We start from the raw sequence: 21,999 nt of genomic DNA, 5'->3' as shown, positions 1-21,999 counted from the left end.
GAGCGCGTGCTGCGCGCGGCGCAGGTGGTCGTGGACGAGGGGCTGGCGCGGCCGACGCTCATTGGCCGGCCGACCATCATCGCCCAACGCATCGAAAAGTTTGGTCTGCGGTTGCGGGAGGGTACCGACTACGACGTCGTCAACGTCGAAAACGATCCGCGTTACCGCACCTTCTGGCAAGAGTATCACCGCCTGATGGAGCGGCGCGGCGTCACCGAGCAAATCGCCAAAATCGAGATGCGCCGGCGGCTTACGCTGATCGGCGCGATGCTGCTGCGCCACGGGGATGTGCACGGCCTGATCTGCGGCACCTGGGGCACCAGTCCCATGCACCTCAACTACATCGACCAGGTCATCGGCAAGCGCCCGGGCGCCCATGCCTATGCGGCGATGAACGCCATTCTGCTGCCCGGCCGGCAGGTGTTTTTGGTGGACACCCACGTCAACTACGACCCCAGTGCCGAGCAGCTCGCCGAAATCACGCAGATGGCCGCGCGCAAGATCATGCGTTTTGGCATCACGCCCAAAGCGGCGCTGTTGTCGCACTCCAACTTTGGATCGTCCGACCAGCCCAGCGCCGTCAAGATGCGGCAGGTGCTGGCGCTGTTGCGCGAGCAGGCCCCGTGGCTGGAGGTGGATGGCGAGATGCACGGCGACGTGGCGCTGGACGCCACGATGCGCCAGACCATCATGCCGCGCAGTACGCTGACCGGCGAGGCCAATTTGCTGGTCTGCCCCAACATCGACGCGGCCAACATCGCCTACAACCTGCTCAAGACCGCTGCCGGCGGCGGCATCGCGATCGGGCCCATGCTGTTGGGCGTGGCCAAGCCGGTGCACATCCTGACCGCCAGCGCGACCGTGCGGCGCATCGTCAACATGACGGCACTGACGGTGGCCGAGGCCAACGTCGGCCCACGCGCGGTGGGCACGCCGAGCGCCCCCCACCACACGCCCACCGACGCGGCCGCCGACGCGGCCGCCGACGCCTGAACGCCAACGGGTTCAGACCACAAGGTCGCTGGGTTGTCAAGATCTTGCAATCCGGGGGCGCTTCGGGCACACTTGCGCGCTTGATTTTCAGGGTTAACCCCAAGAGAGGATCGGGTGCGTCGAAGTAGGTGGGGGTGGCGCGCGGCGCTGTCGGCCGGACTGCTGGGTCTGGCCCTGCTGGGGGCGACCGGCACCGCCGCACGGACCGAAGCGCCGCTGCAAGATGCCCCGGGCATCGCGCAGGTGGCGCTGGCCGACCTGCCGCGCGAAGCGCACACCGTCATGCGCCTGATCCGCCAAGGGGGCCCGTTCCCGTACGACAAGGACGGCACGGTGTTCTTCAACCGCGAGCGATTGCTGCCCGCCCACAAACGCGGGTACTACCGTGAGTACACGGTGCCCACGCCCGGGCTGCACCACCGGGGCGCGCGCCGCATCGTCTGCGGTGGCTGGGAGCCGACCGTCCCCGACGCCTGCTACTACACGGCCGATCACTACGCGAGTTTTCGCCGCATCGCCCCGTGAGGCGGCAGGCCCCCGACCGATTCTTTGCTTTCGCCGATGACCATGGAACAGCCGCTGCGCAACGTACGAACCAATATCGTCCAGTCGATCCGCGCCTTCACGGTCAAGGACCTGCAGGCCGCGGCCGAGGCGCTGGGTCACCATTTCCTCTACGCCAACCTGGCTACCGCGCTCAACAAGCAGGACATTTTGGATCTGATCTCGGCGCAGTACCAACTGCCGCCGCACAACGGGAAGAACCTGGATGCGCTCTACGACTGCCTGACCGACGTGGTGCACAAGTCGGGGCCGCAAACGGGCTTCATCGTCGTGCTGGAGCACATTCCCACCAGCCCCAAGTTCGACAAAGAGGCGCGCGAGCAGCTGCTCGACGTCTTTCGCGACGTGGCGGACTTCTGGGCCGAGCGCAAAGTGCCGTTCCGCTGCTTCTACTCGTTCTCGGTGGCGCGCGCGCCCAAGCCGGCCGATCTGGAGTCGAGCGACGAGCCTCTGCTGACCGACAAGCTGGTGGACGTCAGCCCGCAGGCGCTGCGCATGAGCAGCCCGTTCAACGCCGGCTACTGGCTCAGCGCGGCCTGACGGCCGGCCTCCCCGCCCCGGTGCCCAGCGGCGGGGGCGGAATCAGCGGGCCGCCCCCAGCGCCTGGGCCAGGGCCACGTACTCGGCCACGGGCACCTCTTCGGCGCGGCGCTGCACGTCGAAGGCGCCGCCAAAACCTCGCTCGTCCAGCCAACGGCCCAGGGTGTGGCGCAGCAGCTTGCGACGCTGCGAAAACGCCACCTGTACCAGCTCCTCCAGCAGCGCGGGGTCGAGCGCCGCGGGCTGCGGCCAGGGCTCCATGCGCACCACGGCGCTGTCCACCCGCGGGGGCGGGTCGAACGCCTCGGGCGGCACGAACAGCACCTCCTCCATGGCGTAGCGCCACTGCAGCATCACGCTCAGCCGGCCATAGGCCGCACTGGCCGGCGCGGCCACCATGCGGTCCACCACCTCTTTTTGCAGCATGACGTGTTGGTCCTGTACTCGGTCGGCCCAGCGCAGCAGGTGAAACAGGATGGGGGTGGAGATGTTGTAGGGCAGGTTGCCAACCACGCGCAATCGACGCGCCACCGCGCCCGGATCGGTGGCGCAGCGCGCGGCCAGCGCACCGAAGTCCACGGTCAGCACGTCGGCCTCCACCACCTCCAGATGGGGATGGCGGCGCAGGCGGGCCGCCAAGTCGCGGTCCAGCTCGATCACGGTCAGCCGCCCCAGCCGCTCGACCAGCGGTTGGGTCAGGGCGGCCAGCCCGGGGCCGATCTCCACCATGCAGTCGCCCGCCTCGGGGTCGATGGCGCGCACGATCGCGTCGATGATGGCCGGATCGCTCAGAAAGTGCTGGCCGAAGCGCTTGCGCGCGCGGTGCCCGTGCGCACCGCTGGGGTTGGGGCGAGGAGGACTCACTGTGGCGGCTCGCGGTATTCGACGTAGGCCCGTCCGCGCAGCTCGCGCACCTGTTCCTCGAAGGCCTCTTCGGCCTTTTGCTGGCGCAGCAGCGCGCGCACCGCTTCGCGCATCTCGCGCGGGCTGCGCTCCACCTCGCGCCGCTCCTGCACCTCGATCAGGTGCACGCCAAAGCGCGTCGGCACCGGCGCGGACACCTGGCCGGGGGCGAGCGCATCCATCGCCTGCTCGAACTCCGGCACGAACAGACCCGGTGCGGCCCAGCCCAGCGCACCGCCCTCACGGGCCGAGCCGTCCTCGCTGAATTCGCGCGCGGCGGCCTCGAAGGTGGTCTGCCCGCTGACGATGCGCTCGCGCAAGGCCTGCAGCCGCGCCGCGGCGGCGCGCTGCGCGGCCTCGTCCGTGGCGCGCAGCAGGATATGACGCACCCGGGTCTGGGTCACGGTCGGCTCGGGCAGGTTGGCGTCGCGCTGGGTCACGACCCGCAGGACGTGAAAGCCGGCACCGCTGCGCAGCGGGCCAACGATGTCGCCAGCGCGCGCGCCGCGTACCGCCTCCCAGAACAGGGTGGGATAGCGGTCCGCGCGCCGCAGCCCCAGGCGCCCGCCGTTCGCGGCTTCGGGCGCCTGGGACAGGCGCCGCGCCAGCGTGGCAAAGTCCTCGCCGCCACGGGCCCGCCGCGCGACGTCCTCGGCCGTCTGGCGGGCGCGCGCCACCTGGTCGGCGTCGGCCTGCTCGGGCACGGGGATCAACACCTGGGCCAGCTCCAGCACGGTGCGCGCCGGGTCGGTGCTGCCCTGGTGCTGGCGCAGGTAGGCGTCGATGTCGCCTTCGGTCACGCGCACGCGGGCTTCCTCGCGCTCGCGCAAGCGCTGCAGGGTCAGCTCGTTGCGCAGATTGGCGCGAAAAGCCGCGAGCGTCAGCCCCGCTTGCGGCAGGCGCTCGCGCAACTGCGCCACGCTCAGACCGTTGCGGCGCGCGACTTCGGCCTCCGCCGCATCCACCGCGGCGTCGTCGATTCGGATGCCGTTGTCGGCAGCGAATTGCAGCAACACCTTTTCGTCGATGAGCTGCTCCAGCACTTGGCGCGGCAGGGCTGCGCGCTCGGCGGCGGGCGCATTGGCGGGCACGTCGATGCGCGCCAGCCGTGCCCGCACTTCGGAGGCGGCGATGGGCTCCCCGTTGACCAGCGCGACGATGTAGTCGGCCGCGGCCAGCGCGGCGGGCGCCGTCGGCTGGGCGGTCGCCACCAGCGGGGCGATCCACAGAACGGCACACAGCAGGTGGGCCGCGGCGCGGGTGGTCGGCGTCGGTTCATTCATAACGTTCGAAGCGGCTCGGCGGGTTGACGTCCTCGCGCAGGTATTGGTAGCGCGGCACCTGCGCGCGCAAGGTCTGCAGCGGGTTGCTGCCCAGGCGGGAGAAGCCCGAGAACTCCAACTGGAACAGGATGCGCTGGTTGGCGCTGGCGCGGCTTTGCTGCAGCCGCTCCAGCACCACGCGACCGATCCAGCATCCCGCATCGTATTCGAAGCCCGCCACCAGATCGATGACGCGGCGGTCGGTGAAGCTGTAGTTGACGCGACCGACCCCGTACCACTGCTGCGGCCCCAACGCCCGGCCCGCCACGGCGGCCGGTACCCCGTCGCCGCCCAGCGCCGCCAGGGGCCATTGCCAGCCGAGGTCGAGCTGGCGGCTGCGCGCAGTCGTGGTTTCGTTGTTGCGGTAGGCGGCGCTGAGCACCCGGTAGGGGCCGGGCAGATAGCGCGCGGACAGCAGGGTGCGCACCGAGGTTCGGCGCGCGACGTTGTACTGCCAAGTGCCCCCAAACGACCACTGCGGGGTCCAGTTGACCGTGGCACCGATCAGGATGTCACTGCGCCCTTCGGCGGCCGCCCCTTCGTTGGGCAGGGTGACGCGCTGGCGTTGCAGGCGCAGGCGTTGCGCCACCCCCAGCGTGGCCAGTTCGGCGCCGCTGTCCGGGGCATACAGCCGCGTCGTCAGCCCGTAGGTCAGCGTGTGCAGGTCGGCGATGCGGTCGTTGCCGCCGTAGGGGTTGGGCGAGAAGATGGTCGCAAGGTTGAAGTCGTAGGCGGCACTGTCGTACACCGGCAGCAGCCGCTGGTCGCGGTAGGGGGTGGCGGCCAGCAGCACGCGCGGCTCCAGCGTCTGCACCACGGCTCGGTCGAGCAGTGTGGCCTGTCGCTCGAAGACCAGTCCCGCATCCAGCGCGGCCGTTGGCAGCGCGATGCCGACGCTGCGGCGCCCATCGCCCAGCGCCTGCTCGAACCGGTATTGCCGCGCGTGCCACTGCAAGCTGGGCTCGACGTACCAGCCGGGGGTTTCCCAGCGCCGGCTCAGCCGCACGATGCCCAGTGCGCGCGTCCCATCCAAATCGGTGCGCTGGTCGCCGGCCGAAACCCCGTCCCACACGGTCGGCACCCGGTCGGTGGCAAAACGGGTCACGTCCAGATCGGCGCTCAGCCGCCAGCCGTCGATGCCCCCCAGCGCAAAGCGGCCCGGGCGGTAGCGCAGCGCCACGGACGGCAGCCGGTCGTAGGGGGCGACGATCTGCTCGGAGTTGATGGGCACCAGCGTGCGCGAGGCCCCCAGCGTCTGCCAGCGCTGGGCGGTGAGGCTGTAGCTCCACGGACCGACCCCGCCGCTGAGCACGGCTTCGTTGGCCAGCAGCCGCTGGGCCAGGTTGGTGATGGTGCTGGTGCGCGGAAAGTCGCGCCAGTAATCGTCGTCGCTGACGCGGTTGAGGTTGAGCCGCAGACCGGCACCAGGCAGCGCGTCCAGCCCGGGCAGCGCCTGCTGGTGCTGCACCGCATAGGCCCAGCGGTCGCGGTCGCGCAGGCGGTCGCTGGCCATCCAGGCCGCGCGCACCTGGCCGGCGTAGGCGGGTTCCAGGTACCGGTATTCCCCACCCAGATCCAGCCCGCGCTTGGTCATGATCGTGGGGTAGAGCGTGGCGTCGCGGTTGGGCGCCAGGTTCAGATAGTACGGGACGGTGGTCTCGAAGCCGCTGCGGTTGTCCAGGTTGAGCGTCGGGGGCAGCACGCCGCTCTTGCGCGCATCCGACAGGGGAAAGCTGATCCAGGGTGCCGCCAGCAGCGGCACGCCTTGGAACTCCAACCGTCCACCGCTGGCCACACCGGTGTCCGTCGCCTGATCGAACTGCACCTGCTCGGCCGTCACGGCCCAGTCCGGCGTCCAGCGCCCGCCGGGAGGGCGCTCACAGGTGCTGTAGCGCACGTCGTGGGCGACGGCCCGGTTTTCGTCCAGAAACTCCACCCGGCTGGCTTCGCCCTGTCCCCCGGTGCGCAAGAACTGGAAGCGCACTGCGTCGAAACGGCCCTCGAACGTGTCCAGCTTGAGCTGCAGCCGCTCGCCCTCGTACACATTGCCTTGGCGGTTGATGCGCACGCGCCCGCTGGCAATCGCCGTGTCGTTCGCGGCGGTGTGTTCCAGCCGGTCCGCGCGCAGCGTCAGGTCGTGCCGCCGCAGCACGGCACCACCTTCGACTGCGGTGTGGACGTCGGTCTGACCCTGGATGCGTTCGCCCTCCACCACCGTTGGGGTCCGCCCGCGCAGGCTGGGGGGCAATTGCTCCAACAGCGTCAGCGACGGCTGCAACACCAGCGGCTGGGCGCCGGCGGCGGTCGCGAGCCCAAACAGCCCGGCCACCCAGCCGGCGCGGCGCAGGCGGTGTCGCGGCGGGGTGCCGGTCGCGGTTGGGGCGGGGGTGGGCGGGCGCTTCGGCACGGTCGGACGGGGCGGTCGGCGGTGGCGTTCGTAGAATGCCGTCGATTATCCATGAGCACCCCTGAACCCACCCCCACACCCGCCCCCGTCTGGTCCGACCCGGCGCGCGCCGCCGCCTTCGAGCGCTGGCTGGCGCGCGTGGCCCCGGCGCACGGCCTGCGGCCCGAGACGTTGCGCCTGGCCAGCGCCGACGCGAGCTTTCGCCGCTACTTCCGCATCGACGTCGACACCGCGCACGGGGGCGGCACGCGCATCATCATGGACGCGCCGCCGGCGCACGAGGACTGCCGCCCGTTCGTGCGCGTCGCCGGCCTGATGCACGCTGCCGGCGTGCGCGCGCCCGAGGTGCTCGCCTGGGACGAGGCCGACGGCTTCCTGCTTCTGACGGACCTGGGCACGCAGACGCTGCTGCAGGCGCTGGATCCCGAGCAGCCCGACGCCGCCCTGCCTTACTTCAAGGACGCCATCGCCGCGCTGCTGGCGTGGCAGCGCGCCAGCCGCCCCGGCGTGCTGCCGCCGTACGACGAGGCGCTGCTGCGGCGCGAGCTGGCGCTGTTTCCCGACTGGTACCTGGCGCGTCACAAGGGCATCACCTTGTCGGACGCGCAGCGCCGCACGCTGGAGGCGGCCTTCGACCTGATCGTGCAGCGGGTGCTGGCGCAGCCCACCGTGTGGGTGCACCGCGACTACATGCCGCGCAACCTGATGCTGCCCGCTGGCGGCTTCGACCCCGCGTGCCCCGAGAGGCGGCTGGGTGTGCTGGACTTCCAGGACGCGGTGCACGGCCCGGTGACCTACGACATCGCCAGCCTCATGCGCGACGCCTTCCTCAGCTGGGACGAGGAGGTGGTGCTCGACCTCACCATCCGCTATTGGGAGGCGGCGCGCAAGGCGGGTCTGCTGGACGCCGAAGGCTGGGCGCAGGACTTCGGGGCGTTCTACCGCGCGGTGGAGTGGATGGGGCTGCAGCGGCATCTCAAGGTGGCCGGCATCTTTGCGCGGCTGACGCTGCGCGACGGCAAGCCCCAATATCTGGCCGATGCGCCGCGCTTCATCGCCTACATCCGCCACACCGCGGCGCGCTACCGCGAGCTCAAAGCCCTGTTGCAGCTGATCGACGCGGTGGAGGGCATCGAGACACCGGTGGCCTACGCCTTCGGCCGTCCGGGCATGAGCTGACGAGCACCATGGCCGCCCCGCGCATTCACCTGCCGCAGCCGCTCGAAGCCGGCCAGACGCTGACGCTGCCGACCGAAGCAGCCCGCCACGTGCAGGTGCTGCGGCTGCAGCCGGGCGAGGCGCTGACGCTGTTCGGCGACCCGGCGCGCGGCGGCGAGTGGCGCGCGCGCGTGCGCTCGATGGGCCGACGCGACGTCACGGTGACGGTGGAGGCGCACGCGGCCGTGGAGCGTGAGCCGGCGCGCGCGGTGCACCTGGCGGTGGGCATGCCCGCCAACGAGCGCATGGACTGGCTGGTCGAGAAGGCCACCGAACTCGGCGTGGCCAGCCTGCAGCCGCTGCTGACCGCGCGCACGGTGTTGCGGCTGGACGGCGAGCGCGCCGCGCGCAAGGTGGCGCACTGGCAGGCGGTGGCCGTGGCCGCCTGTGAGCAGTGCGGCGGCAACCGCGTGCCGGTGGTGCATCCGGTGCGGCCGCTGGCCGACTGGCTGGCCGATCCGGCGCGCACGGCGCTCGGTGCGGGCGTCTGGCTGTCGCTGGCCCCCGGCAGCGCGCCGCTGCCGGCTTGGGGCGCGGCCCACGGCGGTCCGTGCCACGTCGTGTTGGGGCCGGAGGGTGGGCTGACCGAGGCCGAGGAAGCGGCCCTGGCGCGCGCGGACCTGGTGCCGCTGTCGCTGGGCGCGCGCACGCTGCGCAGCGAGACCGCGGCGCTGGCGGCGCTCGCTTGCTTGACGCTGGGCCAGCTTCAGCCGGGCGTGGCCCACACCGACGCATCGGTGTAGATCGCCTCCAGCGGCAGGCGCCGGCCAGCCGCGTGGTCCTCGATGCAGCGCAGCACCAGCGGGCTGCGGTGGCGCGCGCGGCTGGCGCGCACCTCCTCCAGCGTCAGCCACAGCGTGCGCACGATGCCCGCATCCAGCGCGCGCCCCGGCACCGCCTCGCCCAGCGTGCCCGTGAAGGCCAGCCGCAGGTAGGTGATGTCCTCGCCGGTGGCCGGCCGCTGCAAGCGCGACAGGTACACCCCCAGCAGCGCGGTGGGCGTGAAGCGGTGCGCGGTCTCCTCCAGCACCTCGCGCACGCAACCCTCCACCGGCCCCTCGCCCGGGTCCAGGTGGCCGGCTGGATTGTTCAGGCGCAGCCCCTCGGGCGTGTGCTCCTCCACCAGCAGATAGCGGCCGTCGCGCTCGATGATGGCGGCCACGGTGACACTTGGCTTCCAGCGTGTGCTCATGACACGATTATCGTGCAGCAGCAGAGATGCCGTCAGGGTAAACCCCCCCCACGCGCGGAGGGCGCGACGGGCAAAATATGAGTCATCACTTATATTCGGGATTCGGGTAAACCCTGTTCGGCAAGTGTCGGCGCGGCGATGGCAACCGATGGCAAAACCGGGTACCCTGCCGACGGCGGGCTGGCCCCGGCCGGCACGACAACGATGATGAGCCGGGCACCGCAGGCGGTGCCCCAACGAGTGAGGAGAACACCATGCGCATAGGCGTGCCTGCCGAGACGGCAGCACTGGAGACCCGGGTGGCCGTCACCCCGGAGACCGCCAAGAAGCTCGTGGCCCAGGGCCACACGGTGCTGGTGCAGGCCGGCGCCGGCGTGGCCTCCAGCGCCCCGGACGAGGCCTACCGCGCCGTCGGCGCCGAGATCGTCGACGCCGCCACGGCGCTGGGCGCCGACCTGGTGCTGAAGGTGCGCGGCCCCTCGGCCGACGAGCTGGCGCAGATGAAGGCCGGCGCCACGCTGGTCGGCATGCTCAACCCGTTCGACGCCGACGGCCTGCAGCGGCTGGCGGCCGCCGGCCTGACGGCGTTCGCGCTGGAGGCCGCGCCGCGCACCACGCGCGCGCAGAGCATGGACGTGCTGTCCAGCCAGGCCAACATCGCCGGCTACAAGGCCGTGATGCTGGCGGCGAACCACTACCAGCGGCTGTTTCCGATGCTGATGACGGCGGCCGGCACCATCAAGGCCGCGCGCGTCGTCGTGCTGGGCGTGGGCGTGGCGGGCCTGCAGGCGATTGCCACCGCCAAGCGGCTGGGGGCCGTGATCGAGGCCTCCGACGTGCGTCCGGCGGTCAAGGAGCAGGTCGAGTCGCTCGGCGCCAAGTTCATCGACGTGCCGTACGAGACCGACGAGGAGCGCGAGTGCGCGCAGGGCGTCGGCGGCTACGCGCGCCCGATGCCGCAGAGCTGGCTCGACCGCCAGAAGATCGAGGTCGCCAAGCGCGTCGCGCAGGCCGACGTCGTCATCTCCACCGCGCTGATCCCGGGCCGCCCGGCGCCCACCCTCGTCACCGAGGACATGGTGCGCAGCATGAAGCCCGGCTCGGTGATCGTCGATCTCGCGGCTGGCCGCGGCCCCGTCGGCCCGCACGGCCAGCCCGGCGGCAACTGCCCGCTGACCGTGCCGGACCAGGTCGTCACCGTGCATGGCGTGACGATCGTCGGCCACACCAACCTGCCGGCGCTGGTGGCGGCCGACGCCTCGGCGCTGTACGCGCGCAACGTGCTGGACTTTCTGAAGCTGGTCTTGCCCAAGGACGCCACCGCCGTGCAGGTGCCCCTGGACGACGACATCGTTGCCGCCTGCCTCATGGCGCAGGGTGGCGAGGTCAAACGCCGCGCCTGAGCGCCCCGTCTCCGATCCATCCGCGAGGTTCCCCCATGGAAGCCGTCTCCCCCCTGCTCGTCAATCTCATCATCTTCGTGCTCGCCATTTACGTGGGCTACCACGTCGTGTGGAACGTCACGCCCGCGCTGCACACCCCGCTCATGGCGGTCACCAACGCCATTTCCGCCATCGTCATCGTCGGTGCCATGCTCGCCGCCGCGCTGACCGAAACCGGCCTGGCCAAGACCATGGGCGTGCTGGCCGTCGCGTTGGCCGCCGTCAATGTGTTCGGCGGCTTTCTGGTGACGCGCCGCATGCTCGAAATGTTCAAGAAAAAGGAGCGCAAGGCCCCGGCGGCTGCGGGTTCCTCCCGTGAAGGAGCCGCCCAATGAGCATGAACGTCGTCGTCCTGCTGTATCTGGTGGCCAGCGTCTGCTTCATCCAGGCGCTCAAGGGCCTGAGCCACCCCACCACCTCCATCCGCGGCAACGTCTTTGGCATGGTGGGCATGGGCATCGCCATCGTCACCACCGTGGGCCTGATCACCACGTTGGCCGACCGCATGGCGCTCGACGAGGTCAGCGGCCTGGGCTGGGTGGCGCTCGGTCTGGCGGCCGGCGGCACCATCGGCGCGATCATGGCCAAGCGCGTGGAGATGACCAAGATGCCCGAGCTGGTTGCCTTCATGCACAGCATGATCGGTCTGGCCGCGGTGTGTATCGCCATCGCCGTGGTCACCGAGCCCTGGGCCTTCGACTTGGCGCCCAAGGGCGGGCAGATTCCGTTTGGCAACAAGATCGAGCTGTTCCTCGGCTCGGCCATTGGCGCCATCACCTTCAGCGGCTCGGTCATCGCCTTCGGCAAACTGTCGGGCAAGTACAAGTTCCGCCTGTTTCAGGGTGCGCCCGTCGTGTTTGCCGGCCAGCACTGGCTCAACCTGGTGCTGGGCGTGGCCGTGATCGCGCTGGGGCTGACCTTCGCCGCCACGGGCGACTGGGCGGCCTTTTACGCGCTGACGGCGCTGAGCTTCGTGCTCGGTGTGCTCATCATCATCCCGATTGGCGGGGCCGACATGCCGGTGGTGGTGTCCATGCTCAACAGCTATTCTGGCTGGGCGGCGGCGGGCATCGGTTTTTCGCTGAACAACCCGATGCTCATCATCGCCGGGTCGCTGGTCGGCTCGTCCGGCGCGATCCTGAGCTACATCATGTGCAAGGCGATGAACCGGTCGTTCATCAACGTCATCCTGGGCGGCTTTGGCGGCGACGCCGGCAGCGGCGCCCAGGCGGCTCAGCAGCAGCGCAGCGTCAAGAGTGGCAGCGCCGACGACGCCGCCTTCATCCTCAGCAACGCCGAGACCGTCATCATCGTGCCGGGCTACGGCCTGGCGGTGGCGCGCGCCCAGCACGCCGTCAAGGAGCTGGCCGAAAAGCTCACCCACAAAGGGGTGACGGTCAAGTACGCCATCCACCCGGTGGCGGGCCGCATGCCCGGCCACATGAACGTGTTGCTGGCCGAAGCCGAGGTGCCCTACGACCAGGTGTTCGAGATGGAGGACATCAACGGCGAGTTCGGCCAGGCCGACGTGGCCATCATCCTGGGCGCCAACGACGTGGTCAACCCGGCCGCGCTGCAAAAAGGCAGCCCGATCTACGGCATGCCCATCCTGGAGGCCTACAAGGCCCGCACCGTCATCGTCAACAAGCGCTCCATGGCTGCGGGTTACGCCGGTCTGGACAACGAGCTGTTCTACATGGACAAGACGATGATGGTGTTTGGCGACGCCAAGAAGGTCGTAGAGGACATGGTCAAGGCGATCGAGTGACCGGGGCCTCGGCCCCCGGACCCTCTTTTGCTCGGCACGCACCGCGCCAGCGTGCCGAACCTTGCGGCGGCGGTGGTCGTCATGGCCATCGCGGGGGCGCGGCGGGCCCCGCGCGTCCCTGCGGGTGCGCCGACTGTCGACAGGCCGTCAAATGGAGCGAACGACCGTTCGGAAAAACCCCTAAACCCCGCGTTGGCGAACAGGGTTTCGGGAATAATGTCAGCGTCGTCAGCCTGTTGTCAGGCAGACCGGGCGATTCCCCAAAACCCAGACAGGAGACTGCATGAGCACCGTCACCGCCGCCGACAAGCCATGGCTGAAGCACTATCCCGCGGGGGTGCCCGCCGAGATCGATCCCAGCCGTTACCGCTCGCTGGTCGCGCTGATGGAGGAGAGCTTTGGCAAGTACGCCGACCGCCCGGCGTACAGCTTTCTGGGCAAGGAGTGGACCTACCGCGCGGTGGACGAGGCCTCGCGCGCCGTGGCGGGCTATCTGCAGAGCCTGGGGTTGCAGCGCGGCGACCGCGTGGCGGTGATGATGCCCAATGTGCCGCAGTACCCGATCGCGGTTGCGGCCATCCTGCGCGCCGGCTATGTGCTGGTCAACGTCAATCCGCTCTACACCGCGCGCGAGCTGGAGCACCAGCTCAAGGACAGCGGGGCGAAGGCGATTTTCATCATCGAGAACTTTGCCCACACCCTGCAGCAGTGCCTGGCCGCCACGCCGGTCCAGCATGTGGTGCTGTGCGCCATGGGCGATTTGCTCGGGGCCAAGGGCCTGATCGTCAACCTGGTGGTGCGCCACGTCAAAAAGCTGGTGCCGCCGTTCCAACTGCCGGGGGCAGTGCGCTTCAACGATGCGCTGGCGCGCGGCCGCCGGACGGGTTTTCGGCCGGTGGAGATCGGCCCCGACGACGTGGCCGTGCTGCAGTACACCGGCGGCACCACGGGGGTCAGCAAAGGCGCGGTGCTGCTGCACCGCAACATCCTGGCCAACGTGTTGCAGTCCGAGGCCTGGAACGACCCGGTCATGAAAAAAATCCCCCCGGGCGAGCAGTCCGCGGCGGTCTGTGCACTGCCGCTCTATCACATCTTCGCCTTCACGGTGAACATGATGTTGAGCATGCGCACCGGGGGCAAGACGATCCTCATCCCCAACCCGCGTGACCTGCCCGCGGTGCTCAAGGAGTTGTCGCGCCACACCTTCCACAGCTTCCCGGCGGTCAACACGCTGTTCAATGCGCTGGTGCACCACCCGCAGTTCGACACCGTCAACTGGCGCAACCTGAAGGTGTCGGTCGGCGGGGGCATGGCGGTGCAGGCGGCGGTGGCCAAGAAGTGGCTGGAGCGCACCGGCTGCCCGATCTGCGAGGGCTACGGCCTGTCCGAAACCAGCCCGTCGGCGAGCTGCAACCCGGTCACCACCACCGAGTTCACGGGCACCATCGGTCTGCCGCTGCCCAGCACCGAGATGAAGTGCATCGACGAAGCCGGCAACGAGGTGCCGCAGGGCGCGCCCGGCGAGATCGCCATCCGGGGCCCGCAGGTCATGGCCGGCTACTGGCAGCGCCCGGACGAAACCGCCAAGGTCATGACGGCCGATGGGTGGTTCCGCACCGGCGATATAGGCGTCATGGACGAGCGCGGCTACTTCAAGATCGTGGACCGCAAGAAGGACATGATTCTGGTGTCCGGCTTCAACGTCTACCCCAACGAGGTGGAGGACGTGGTCGCGCAGTGCGACGGCGTGTTGGAGTGCGCGGCGGTGGGCATTCCGGACGAACACTCGGGCGAGGCGGTCAAGCTGGTGGTCGTCAAGAAGGATCCGGCACTGACCGAGGCGCACATCCGCGAATTCTGCGAAGCGCGGCTGACCGGCTACAAGCGGCCGAAGGTGATCGAGTTTCGCACCGAGCTGCCCAAAACGCCCGTGGGCAAAATTTTGCGGCGAGAATTGCGGGATAAGAAGTAACCTTTCCCGGAGAGCCCACCATGGCCCGCGTCGCCGTCATCAGTGCCGTTCACGAGGAATTGGCCGAGATCCTGCAGCTCATGCCCGACGAGCGCAAGGTCAGCGTCGCGGGGCGCGAGTTCTGGCAGGGTCATTTGCAGGGCCACGAGGTCGTGGCCGTGCTGTGTGGCATCGGCAAGGTGGCGGCGGCCACCACCGCCACCGTGCTGCACGAGCGGTTTGCGCCCCAGCACATCCTGTTCACGGGGGTGGCCGGTGGGCTGGCCTTCGGTGCCGAAGTCGGCGACGTCGTCGTGGGCACGCGCTATCTGCAGCACGACTTGAGTGCCGCGCCGCTCTTTCCGCGTTGGGAGGTGCCCGGCACCGGCAAGATGCATTTCGACGCCGACCTGGTGCTGGCCCAGGTGCTGGAGGAGGCGGCGCGCGACGCCGTCACCTGGCTGCCCAAGCTGGTCAGCGAGGAGACGCTGCGCGCCTTGGGCCTGCACCGGCCCACGGTGCATCGCGGGCTGATCGTCAGTGGCGACCGCTTCATCACCAGCGCGGCCGAGTCCCAGGCGCTGCGCGAGGCGCTGCCCGAGGCCCTGGCGGTGGACATGGAAAGCGCTGCCGTGGCCCAGGTGTGCTGGGACTACGGCACGCCGTTCGCCGCGGTGCGCACGCTGTCCGACCGCGCCGACGACGAGGCGCACGTGGACTTTCAGGCCTTCATGCGCGACGTGGCGCGCCACTACAGCGCGCGCATTGTGCGCAAGGCGCTCAATCTGCTCTGAGCCGGGGTGTACGGTGTGGCGTGGGCTTGCTAAGCTTGCGCCGATGAGAGCACGCACGACGATCGCCACCAAGCTGGTGTACGCCGGCTTGTGGTTGCTGCTGGCGGTGACGGCCTCCATCGGGGTTACGCTGTGGGTGACGTGGCAGCTCGAAGGCGGGGCAGCCGCCGTCAACGAGGCCGGCCGCCTGCGCATGCAGGTATGGCGTCTGGATGCGGCACGTACCCTGTCCGTGCCAGCCGAGCGTCGCCAAGCGCTGGTGCAGGAGCTGGTGGGCAGCCTGGAGCGTTTGCGTGCCGGGGATCCGCAGCGTCCCCTCTTCGTTCCCTGGACGCCGCTCATTCGTGAGCGCTTCGATGTGGTCGAAGCCACCTGGAACCGACAGCGCCACCTCTGGGATCCGCAAGCGCCGCCCGACCCCAGCGAGGCCGGCGTGGCGTTTGCCACCGCCGAAATGCTCGTCGCGCAGGTGGACGAGCTGGTGCTGGCCATCGAGTCGGAGCTGTCCCGGCTGACCCGCATCCTGAATCTGCTGCAATTCGCCATGATTGCCTTTGCCGTGGCCGGCGCCGTATTCATGCTGTACACGGGGCAGCGCTATGTGATGCAGCCGCTGACCCGGCTGGCGCGCGCCATGACGGATTTGCAGCGCGGCATCTTTGCCACGCGCGTCGCGGCGCCCAGCGGGGACGAATTTGGCCAGCTGGCCAGCGGTTTCAACCAGATGGCAGCGACGCTGCAAGACCTGTATGGCCAGCTCGAAGCCAAGGTGGCTGAGAAGACGCGGGATCTGGAGGCCAAGCGGGCCAATTTGCAGGCCCTCTACGACATGAGCCTGTTTCTGAGCGACGCGGATTCGCTGCAGACGCTCACCAACGGGTTCGTACAGCGACTGCGCCAACGCGTCGGCGCGGATGCCGTGATTTTGCGCTGGGCCGATCCCGCATTGCACGGGTACATGCTCTTGGCCGAGCATCAAGCGCCGCGCGAGATCGTCGCGGCGGAGCAGGTGCTGCCTTGCGGACAGTGCGAGTGTGGCCGCGCCCACCTGGAGCAGCGCACCCGTGTGATCCCGATCGAGCGCGGCGACGCCTCGGATGCTGCGCACTGCGCCAACCAGGGTTTTCGTACCGTGGTCAGTGTTCCCGTGCGCCTGCAGCACCGCGTGCTGGGCGAGATCAATTTGTTCTATCGGCATGCGCTCGCTCTGCACGAGGGCGAGCGCGAACTGCTCGATGCTCTGGCGGGACAACTGGCCAATGCCGTCGAGGGGTTGCGCGCGCATGCCCTGGAGCGTGAAGCGGCCGTGGCGCAGGAGCGCAACTTTTTGGCGCGGGAGCTGCACGACTCGATCGCCCAGTCGCTGGCGTTTCTGAAGATTCAGGTTCAACTGCTGCAGGGCGCGTTGCGGCGTGGGGATTGCGAGGCGGCTGAGGACCACGTGGCCGAGTTGCAGGCTGGGTTGGACGAAAGTCTGGCCGATGTGCGCGAGCTGCTGATGCACTTTCGCACCCGCACGCACGAGGGCGACATCGTGACCGCCGTGCAAGAGACCGTGACCAAATTTCGGCACCAGACCGGCCTGACCGCGCATGTGGAGGTGCACGGTCAAGCCGTGGACCTGCCCCCCGATGTGCAATTGCAGGTTCTGCATGTGGTCCAAGAAGCGTTGTCCAACGTGCGCAAGCACGCCCATGCGCGCGCGGTGATCGTGCAGGTGCACAAAGGCTCGCCATGGCGCTTCGTCGTGCGCGATGACGGCGTGGGATTCGACCCCGTGCGTCACACACAGGAAACCCACATCGGACTGCGTATCATGCAGGAGCGCGCTGCCGCCATCGGCGCCCGGCTCGCGGTGCACTCGGCGCCGGGACAGGGAACCGCGGTGGAGCTGAGCGTGCCGGTGGATGCTGCCGTGCAGGAGCGGCCCCTGCCCCCGCTTGACCGGCAACCCCCCCGCGCGCCCGATACTGTTCCCTCCGTGTCATGAGACCGATCCGTTTGTTGCTGGTGGATGACCACCCCCTGTTTCGCCGGGGGTTGCGTGCGTTGCTCGGCCAGGCACCGCGTCTGCAAGTCTGCGGCGAGGCGGGGGACGCAGGTGAGGCCCTGCGCCATTTGCGCGAGGTTGATGTCGACGTGATCCTGCTCGACAACCATTTGCCGGGGGTGCGCGGGGTGGAGGCGATTGGCGCCCTGCGCGAGGCGGCGCCGAGGGCCTGTATTCTCATGCTCACGGTCAGCGAGGAGGCCGAAGACCTGGCCGCTGCGCTGCGTGCCGGGGCGGACGGTTATCTGCTCAAGACCACCGAGCTCGACCAGCTCTGCGAAGCCGTCGAGCGTGTCGTGGCGGGTGACTCGGTCATCAGCCCGCCGATGCTCAACAAGCTGGTGACGCTGATGCGCCAACCTGAGCGCGCGTCGGCGGAGCCATCGTGCGGCGACGGGGCGCGAACGGTGGCCACTGACGAGCCGGTGGCGGTGGATGCGCCATCACCACCACCGGCGCCCGCCCCCGCTCCGCCGTCCGCGCTGGAGGCGCTCTCTGAGCGCGAGCGTGAGATCCTGGCGTTGATTGCCCGCGGGCAGAGCAACAAGATGATCGCGCGTACGCTCGACATCGCCGAGACGACGGTCAAAATCCATGTGCAGCACATTCTGCGCAAGCTGCACGTGACCTCGCGCGTGCAGGCCGCGGTGGTGGCCGTCAACCACGGGTTGGGTTGAATGCGGCAAGATGGGCACTGCCCACCCGTGACGGTGGCGTCCAGGTGGCCAGCGCGTACGCGACGATGCCGTAATGCCTGCCGTAGCGGCCCAGCACGGTGTCCAGCACGCTGCGCGCCGTGGCTTCGTCGCACAGCACCTCGAAGCGCACATTGTTGGACAACAGCAGCCGATCGTCGCGCAGGCCCCGGTTGCCGCGCCCGCGCACTTCGCTGACCGTATAGCCTTTTGCCCCGGCCGCCAGGATGTCGTCGCACAGGACGGATTCCAGCTCCGCCTCGGCGATCACCACCACGACGACGCCGTGGTGTGGCGAGGGAACGCAGCCCGCGGTGTTCATGCCATCGTCCGGTAGAAGGTCTGTGTCATGGCCAAGTACAGCGGCACGCCTGCCACCACGTTGAATGGAAAGGTCACCCCCAGCGACGCGCCCATCGACAGCGCCGGGTTGGCTTCCGGGATGGCGATGCGCATGGCGGCCGGCGCGGCGATGTAGGAGGCGCTGGCGTACAGCACCGCGAGCAAGTGGGTGTTGCCCACCGGCAGGCCCAGAAGCCAGCCCACCAGCACGCCCCCCGCGGCCGATACGATGGGCATCAGGATACCAAAGCCGACCAGAAAGAGGCCCACCCGCCGAAGGTCGGCCAGGCGCGCTGCCGTCGTCACGCCCATGCCCAACAGAAACAGCGCCAGGAAACCCTTGAACAACCCCTCGAAAAACGGCACCAGTGCTGCCCCCCCGTCACGACCCCAGACCCAGCCGATCACCAGTGCCCCCAGCAACAGCACGATCGCTTTGCCGGTCAACACCTCGTGAGCCAGGCGCCGCCAGTTGGCATCGGCCTTCAGACCCTTGGCCAACAAGACCCCGACGATCAGGGCCGGAAATTCCAGAAACACCAGGAACACCGACATGTAGCCGTCATAGTCCAAGCCCTGACGGCCCAAGTACGAGGCGCCGACTGCAAATGTGACGACCGACACCGAGCCGTAGTGCGCCGAGATCGACGCTGCGTCGGCATGGGGCAGCCGCCCCAGTCGCAGCAACGCCTGGTAGGCCACCATGGGGGTGACGGCGCTCGCGACAACGATGACCAGCGTGGGCACGATCAACGCGCCCACGTCGCTGCTGGCCAACTCGAAGCCGCCCTTGAGGCCGATGGCGATCAGCAGGTAGATGGTGAGCGTGTCGTACAACCCGCCGGAGAGCTTCAGGTCCGAGCGCAGCGAGCCTGCGATCAGGCCCAGCACGAAGAAACCCACCACCGGGTCCACGACCGCCATGGTTCAAGCACTCCGGGGGGCGGGGTTGTGTTTCAGGACATCGTGCCGACGCACCTCGGTCAGGTACATCCAGATCAGCGAAACCCAGACCACGCCGTACATCAGCATGAAGGCACTGGAGCGGATGCCCGTCACATCGAGCAGCGCGCCGAACATGATCGGCAGAACGAAGCCACCCAAGCCACCGGCCAGCCCGACGATGCCAGAGATGGTGCCGATGTTCTTGGGGTACTCATCCGAGATGTACTTGAACACGCTGGCTTTGCCAAAGGCCCAGGCGATGCCCAGCACGAACATCAGCGCGGTGAAGACGTAGACGTTGAGCCCGATGTGGAAGGTCTTCGGGCCCTCCACCGTCTGGATGGTGAAATCGGTTTGGGGGTAGCTGAGCAGAAACAGGCAAATCCAGCTCACCCACATGACCCACCAGGTCACGGTGTGGGCCCCGTACTTGTCGGACAGCCAACCCCCGATGGCGCGCAGCACCCCGCCCGGCAGCGAGAAGCACGCCGCCAACAGCGCGGCGACGCGGATGTCCAATCCGTATTCACCGACGTAGTACTGCACCATCCACAGCGACAGCGCCACGTAGCCACCGAACACGATGCTGTAGTACTGACAGTACTTGAGGACAGTCGGGTCTTTCAGGGCCTTGAGCTGATCGACGAAGCGCGTGTGGCTCGGGACGAGGTGCGATGCGTCATGGTGGCTGAACAGCCAGAACAGGATGACCGTACCCAGCATGACGGCGGCGTACACCTGCGGCACCATGGTCCAACCGAAGGCCACCACCAGAGCCGGGGCGACGAATTTATTGACCGCCGCCCCCGAGTTGCCGGCACCGAAGATGCCCATGGCCATACCCTGGCGCTGCTTGGGGAACCAGCGCGCGACATAAGGGGTGCCCACCGAGAACGACCCACCGGCCAGACCGACGAATAGGCCAATCACCAGAAAGTGCCAGAACTCGGTCGCATAAGCCATCAGCCAGATGGCTGGCACCGTCACCGCCATCAACAGGGTGAAAACGATGCGCCCCCCATATTTGTCGGTCCAGATGCCCAGTGGCACCCGCACCAGCGAGCCGGTGAGCACCGGCGTTGCGGTCAGCAGCCCGAACTGGGTGGCGTTGAGTCCGAGCTCCTTCTTCAGCGGGATGCCGATGACGCCAAACATCATCCAGACCATGAAGCACACCGTAAAGGCCAGCGTGCTGACGATGAGTACCGACCAAGCCTGGCGACTGCGGGTGGCGGGTGAGGGGGTCATGACAAGCGTCCTCCATACCGTGTAGGGATGGCAGGCACTGTAGGCAGTCGAGGGCGGGCTGCCTATCCACCGGACGGGGAGGCGCGGACGGTCATCCGGAGGACGGGCTGGCCATCGCCATCCTCCGAACGGAGGATGCGTACCCGATGGACATCACCCATCGGAAGCGGGGGAGGGCGCCGATCGGTGGATAGGCAGGGCGGGCCGACGCAGGCACAGTGGGCGCTGTCCTGATACGACCCGAAAAGGAATGTCCATGACCACGACGACCGGTCCCACGACCCGGGATGGCACTTGGCTGGAGCGCTGGGAGCCCGAGAACGAGGCATTCTGGCGCAACGGCGCCTCCAGCTTGGCTTGGCGCACACTGACCGTCACCACGCTGTGTTTGACCCTGGCCTTCATGGCCTGGTTTCTGGTGTCGGCACTGGTCGTGCGCCTGCCGCAGATCGGCTTTCAGTTCACCTCCACACAGTTGTTCTGGCTGGCGGCCATGCCGGGGCTGGCGGGGGGCACCTTGCGCCTGGTGCACATGTTTTTGACGCCGATGGCAGGCACGCGCCACGTGGTGAGCCTGTCCACGCTCTCGCTGCTGATCCCGCTGGTGGGCTGGTTTTACGCCGTGCAAAACCCGAGTACGCCATATTGGGTGCTGATGTCGCTGGCGTTTCTGGCCGGGCTGGGCGGGGGCAATTTCTCCAGTTTCATGCCCTCGACCAGTCTGTTTTTCCCCAAACGGCTGCAAGGCACAGCCTTGGCCATCCAGGCGGGCATCGGCAACTTTGGGGTGTCGATAGTGCAGTTTCTCACACCGTGGGTGATCAGCTTCGCGCTGCTGGAAGGCGCGGCCTGGATGGGGGGAAGCCAGACCCTGGTCAAAGGTGGGGTGAGCAGCCAAGTCTGGTTGCAAAACGCGCCGGCCGTCATGATCCCCGTGGTCGCTGTTTTGGGCATCACAGCGTGGCTGCTGCTCAAGTCGGTGCCGGTCAAGGCCAACTTCGCCGAGCAATTCGACATCTTCCGCTCCCGCCACACCTGGTCGATGACGTCGCTCTACATCATGACGTTCGGATGTTTTTCAGGGTTGTCGGCGACGTTTCCCCTGCTCATCAAGCAGATCTATGGCCAGTTTCCCGGGGCGCCCGATCCGCTCGCCTGGGCGTTTTGGGGTCCGCTGGTGGGGTCGGCCTCGCGTGTGGTGGCCGGACCGCTGTCCGACAAGCTGGGCGGGGCCCGGGTGACGCACTGGGCCGGTCTGGGCATGCTGGGCGCGGCCCTGTGGGTGACCACCTTGACGCAGCCGACGGGGCTGGAGAGCTTCCCGATGTTCGTCGCCGGCATGTTGACCCTGTTCTTCTTTGCCGGGGTGGGTAACGCGTCGACTTTCAAGCAGATGCCGATGCTGTTTGCGCCTCGTCAGGCCGGAGGCGTGATCGGCTTCACCGCCGCCGCGGCGGCCTATGGCCCCTTCCTGTTCGGAATGCTGTTCGCTTGGGCCTTTGCCACCTACAAAACCGCCACGCCGGTGTTTTGGGGGCTGGCGGCCTTCTTTGCCTTCAACGTCGCGCTCAACTGGTGGATGTATGCCCGCCGTGGCGCCGCCAACCCCTGCTGAGCCCAGGACA

General features: G+C 68.5%; 19 protein-coding genes and 1 pseudogene. 13 read left to right on the top strand and 7 right to left on the bottom strand.

Going from position 1 to position 21,999, the window contains the following annotated elements; all coding sequences use genetic code 11:
• The 3 genes and pseudogenes from ACK4TH_RS03795 to ACK4TH_RS03785 all read left to right on the top strand — a co-directional run.
• On the top strand, positions 1-993 hold a 993-nt coding region (locus tag ACK4TH_RS03795; RefSeq protein WP_409622879.1), incomplete at its 5' end, for a phosphate acyltransferase.
• A 216-nt stretch (positions 994-1,209) separates the two neighbouring features.
• Positions 1,210-1,518, top strand: coding sequence for a ribonuclease domain-containing protein (locus ACK4TH_RS03790; protein WP_409622918.1), 309 nt, complete (start codon positions 1,210-1,212; stop codon positions 1,516-1,518).
• Between the two features lie 36 nt (positions 1,519-1,554).
• Positions 1,555-1,956 (top strand): annotated as a pseudogene (locus ACK4TH_RS03785) (barstar family protein); the annotation flags it as partial.
• Between the two features lie 183 nt (positions 1,957-2,139).
• Here the strand turns inward: ACK4TH_RS03785 and rsmA are convergent.
• Genes rsmA through ACK4TH_RS03770 form a run of 3 tightly spaced genes read right to left on the bottom strand, consistent with a single transcriptional unit; the run spans position 2,140 to position 6,729 of the window.
• Positions 2,140-2,961 carry a 16S rRNA (adenine(1518)-N(6)/adenine(1519)-N(6))-dimethyltransferase RsmA gene (gene rsmA / locus ACK4TH_RS03780; RefSeq protein WP_409622877.1) on the bottom strand — a complete coding sequence of 274 codons (822 nt, stop codon included), beginning with the start codon at positions 2,959-2,961 and terminating at the stop codon, positions 2,140-2,142.
• Positions 2,958-4,283, bottom strand: a complete 1,326-nt coding sequence (locus tag ACK4TH_RS03775) for a peptidylprolyl isomerase (RefSeq protein ID WP_409622874.1) — start codon at positions 4,281-4,283, stop codon at positions 2,958-2,960. Before ACK4TH_RS03775 ends, rsmA begins: the two co-directional genes overlap by 4 nt.
• A complete protein-coding gene (locus ACK4TH_RS03770; protein WP_409622872.1) occupies positions 4,276-6,729 on the bottom strand; it encodes an LPS-assembly protein LptD in 2,454 nt (817 codons plus the stop codon). The genes ACK4TH_RS03775 and ACK4TH_RS03770 overlap by 8 nt, the downstream gene beginning before the upstream one ends.
• 51 nt (positions 6,730-6,780) lie before the next feature.
• Between ACK4TH_RS03770 and ACK4TH_RS03765 the strand changes: the two genes are divergently transcribed.
• Complete coding sequence (locus ACK4TH_RS03765; RefSeq protein ID WP_409622869.1) at positions 6,781-7,908, top strand: aminoglycoside phosphotransferase family protein; 1,128 nt, start codon at positions 6,781-6,783, stop codon at positions 7,906-7,908.
• A gap of 8 nt (positions 7,909-7,916) precedes the next feature.
• Entirely contained in the window at positions 7,917-8,690 is a 774-nt protein-coding gene (locus tag ACK4TH_RS03760; protein ID WP_409622866.1) for a 16S rRNA (uracil(1498)-N(3))-methyltransferase, read from the top strand.
• On the opposite strand, the gene ACK4TH_RS03755 is transcribed toward ACK4TH_RS03760, so the two are convergent.
• On the bottom strand, positions 8,654-9,139 hold the full coding sequence (locus tag ACK4TH_RS03755) for an NUDIX hydrolase (RefSeq protein WP_409622862.1): 486 nt from the start codon (positions 9,137-9,139) through the stop codon (positions 8,654-8,656). The two genes, ACK4TH_RS03760 and ACK4TH_RS03755, sit on opposite strands and share 37 nt — an antisense overlap.
• Positions 9,140-9,393: 254 nt before the next feature.
• Here ACK4TH_RS03755 and ACK4TH_RS03750 point away from each other — a divergent pair, with 254 nt between their 5' ends.
• The 7 genes from ACK4TH_RS03750 (at position 9,394) to ACK4TH_RS03720 (ending at position 17,821) form a co-directional block, all read left to right on the top strand.
• Positions 9,394-10,542, top strand: coding sequence for a Re/Si-specific NAD(P)(+) transhydrogenase subunit alpha (locus ACK4TH_RS03750; protein WP_409622859.1), 1,149 nt, complete (start codon positions 9,394-9,396; stop codon positions 10,540-10,542).
• Between the two features lie 35 nt (positions 10,543-10,577).
• Positions 10,578-10,916, top strand: a complete 339-nt coding sequence (locus tag ACK4TH_RS03745; protein WP_409622856.1) for an NAD(P) transhydrogenase subunit alpha — start codon at positions 10,578-10,580, stop codon at positions 10,914-10,916.
• On the top strand, positions 10,913-12,349 hold the full coding sequence (locus tag ACK4TH_RS03740; RefSeq protein WP_409622854.1) for an NAD(P)(+) transhydrogenase (Re/Si-specific) subunit beta: 1,437 nt from the start codon (positions 10,913-10,915) through the stop codon (positions 12,347-12,349). The genes ACK4TH_RS03745 and ACK4TH_RS03740 overlap by 4 nt, the downstream gene beginning before the upstream one ends.
• A gap of 283 nt (positions 12,350-12,632) precedes the next feature.
• Positions 12,633-14,321: a long-chain-fatty-acid--CoA ligase gene (locus tag ACK4TH_RS03735; RefSeq protein ID WP_409622851.1), complete on the top strand. Its 1,689-nt coding sequence runs from the start codon at positions 12,633-12,635 to the stop codon at positions 14,319-14,321.
• Between the two features lie 20 nt (positions 14,322-14,341).
• Entirely contained in the window at positions 14,342-15,094 is a 753-nt protein-coding gene (locus ACK4TH_RS03730; RefSeq protein WP_068607883.1) for a 5'-methylthioadenosine/adenosylhomocysteine nucleosidase, read from the top strand.
• 43 nt (positions 15,095-15,137) lie between these two features.
• Positions 15,138-17,084, top strand: coding sequence for a type IV pili methyl-accepting chemotaxis transducer N-terminal domain-containing protein (locus ACK4TH_RS03725; protein ID WP_409622848.1), 1,947 nt, complete (start codon positions 15,138-15,140; stop codon positions 17,082-17,084).
• Complete coding sequence (locus ACK4TH_RS03720; protein ID WP_409622845.1) at positions 17,081-17,821, top strand: response regulator; 741 nt, start codon at positions 17,081-17,083, stop codon at positions 17,819-17,821. Before ACK4TH_RS03725 ends, ACK4TH_RS03720 begins: the two co-directional genes overlap by 4 nt.
• Here ACK4TH_RS03720 and ACK4TH_RS03715 read toward each other — a convergent pair.
• The 3 genes from ACK4TH_RS03715 to ACK4TH_RS03705 are packed head-to-tail and all read right to left on the bottom strand — an operon-like array spanning position 17,802 to position 20,374.
• On the bottom strand, positions 17,802-18,161 hold the full coding sequence (locus tag ACK4TH_RS03715) for a P-II family nitrogen regulator (RefSeq protein ID WP_409622842.1): 360 nt from the start codon (positions 18,159-18,161) through the stop codon (positions 17,802-17,804). The genes ACK4TH_RS03720 and ACK4TH_RS03715 overlap by 20 nt on opposite strands.
• Entirely contained in the window at positions 18,158-19,105 is a 948-nt protein-coding gene (locus tag ACK4TH_RS03710; protein ID WP_409622838.1) for a sodium-dependent bicarbonate transport family permease, read from the bottom strand. Before ACK4TH_RS03710 ends, ACK4TH_RS03715 begins: the two co-directional genes overlap by 4 nt.
• A 3-nt stretch (positions 19,106-19,108) precedes the next feature.
• Entirely contained in the window at positions 19,109-20,374 is a 1,266-nt protein-coding gene (locus ACK4TH_RS03705; protein WP_409622835.1) for an MFS transporter, read from the bottom strand.
• Positions 20,375-20,630: 256 nt separating this feature from the next.
• On the opposite strand from ACK4TH_RS03705, the gene ACK4TH_RS03700 reads away from it, so the two are divergent.
• Positions 20,631-21,989: an MFS transporter gene (locus ACK4TH_RS03700; RefSeq protein WP_409622832.1), complete on the top strand. Its 1,359-nt coding sequence runs from the start codon at positions 20,631-20,633 to the stop codon at positions 21,987-21,989.
• Positions 21,990-21,999 lie beyond the last annotated feature (10 nt).

It is taken from the genome of Tepidimonas sp., assembly GCF_046292505.1.
Classification (GTDB): domain Bacteria; phylum Pseudomonadota; class Gammaproteobacteria; order Burkholderiales; family Burkholderiaceae_C; genus Tepidimonas.
This window is presented reverse-complemented; position numbering and strand designations above follow the sequence as displayed.

Coding starts and splice junctions, on each gene's coding strand:
- ACK4TH_RS03775 (WP_409622874.1), bottom strand. CDS start 4,283: ATGAATGAACCGACGCCGACCACCCGCGCCGCGGCCCACCTGCTGTGT.
- ACK4TH_RS03755 (WP_409622862.1), bottom strand. CDS start 9,139: ATGAGCACACGCTGGAAGCCAAGTGTCACCGTGGCCGCCATCATCGAG.
- ACK4TH_RS03710 (WP_409622838.1), bottom strand. CDS start 19,105: ATGGCGGTCGTGGACCCGGTGGTGGGTTTCTTCGTGCTGGGCCTGATC.
- ACK4TH_RS03720 (WP_409622845.1), top strand. CDS start 17,081: ATGAGACCGATCCGTTTGTTGCTGGTGGATGACCACCCCCTGTTTCGC.
- ACK4TH_RS03760 (WP_409622866.1), top strand. CDS start 7,917: ATGGCCGCCCCGCGCATTCACCTGCCGCAGCCGCTCGAAGCCGGCCAG.
- ACK4TH_RS03740 (WP_409622854.1), top strand. CDS start 10,913: ATGAGCATGAACGTCGTCGTCCTGCTGTATCTGGTGGCCAGCGTCTGC.
- ACK4TH_RS03765 (WP_409622869.1), top strand. CDS start 6,781: ATGAGCACCCCTGAACCCACCCCCACACCCGCCCCCGTCTGGTCCGAC.
- ACK4TH_RS03715 (WP_409622842.1), bottom strand. CDS start 18,161: ATGAACACCGCGGGCTGCGTTCCCTCGCCACACCACGGCGTCGTCGTG.
- ACK4TH_RS03730 (WP_068607883.1), top strand. CDS start 14,342: ATGGCCCGCGTCGCCGTCATCAGTGCCGTTCACGAGGAATTGGCCGAG.
- ACK4TH_RS03700 (WP_409622832.1), top strand. CDS start 20,631: ATGACCACGACGACCGGTCCCACGACCCGGGATGGCACTTGGCTGGAG.
- ACK4TH_RS03750 (WP_409622859.1), top strand. CDS start 9,394: ATGCGCATAGGCGTGCCTGCCGAGACGGCAGCACTGGAGACCCGGGTG.
- ACK4TH_RS03705 (WP_409622835.1), bottom strand. CDS start 20,374: ATGACCCCCTCACCCGCCACCCGCAGTCGCCAGGCTTGGTCGGTACTC.
- ACK4TH_RS03745 (WP_409622856.1), top strand. CDS start 10,578: ATGGAAGCCGTCTCCCCCCTGCTCGTCAATCTCATCATCTTCGTGCTC.
- ACK4TH_RS03735 (WP_409622851.1), top strand. CDS start 12,633: ATGAGCACCGTCACCGCCGCCGACAAGCCATGGCTGAAGCACTATCCC.
- ACK4TH_RS03725 (WP_409622848.1), top strand. CDS start 15,138: ATGAGAGCACGCACGACGATCGCCACCAAGCTGGTGTACGCCGGCTTG.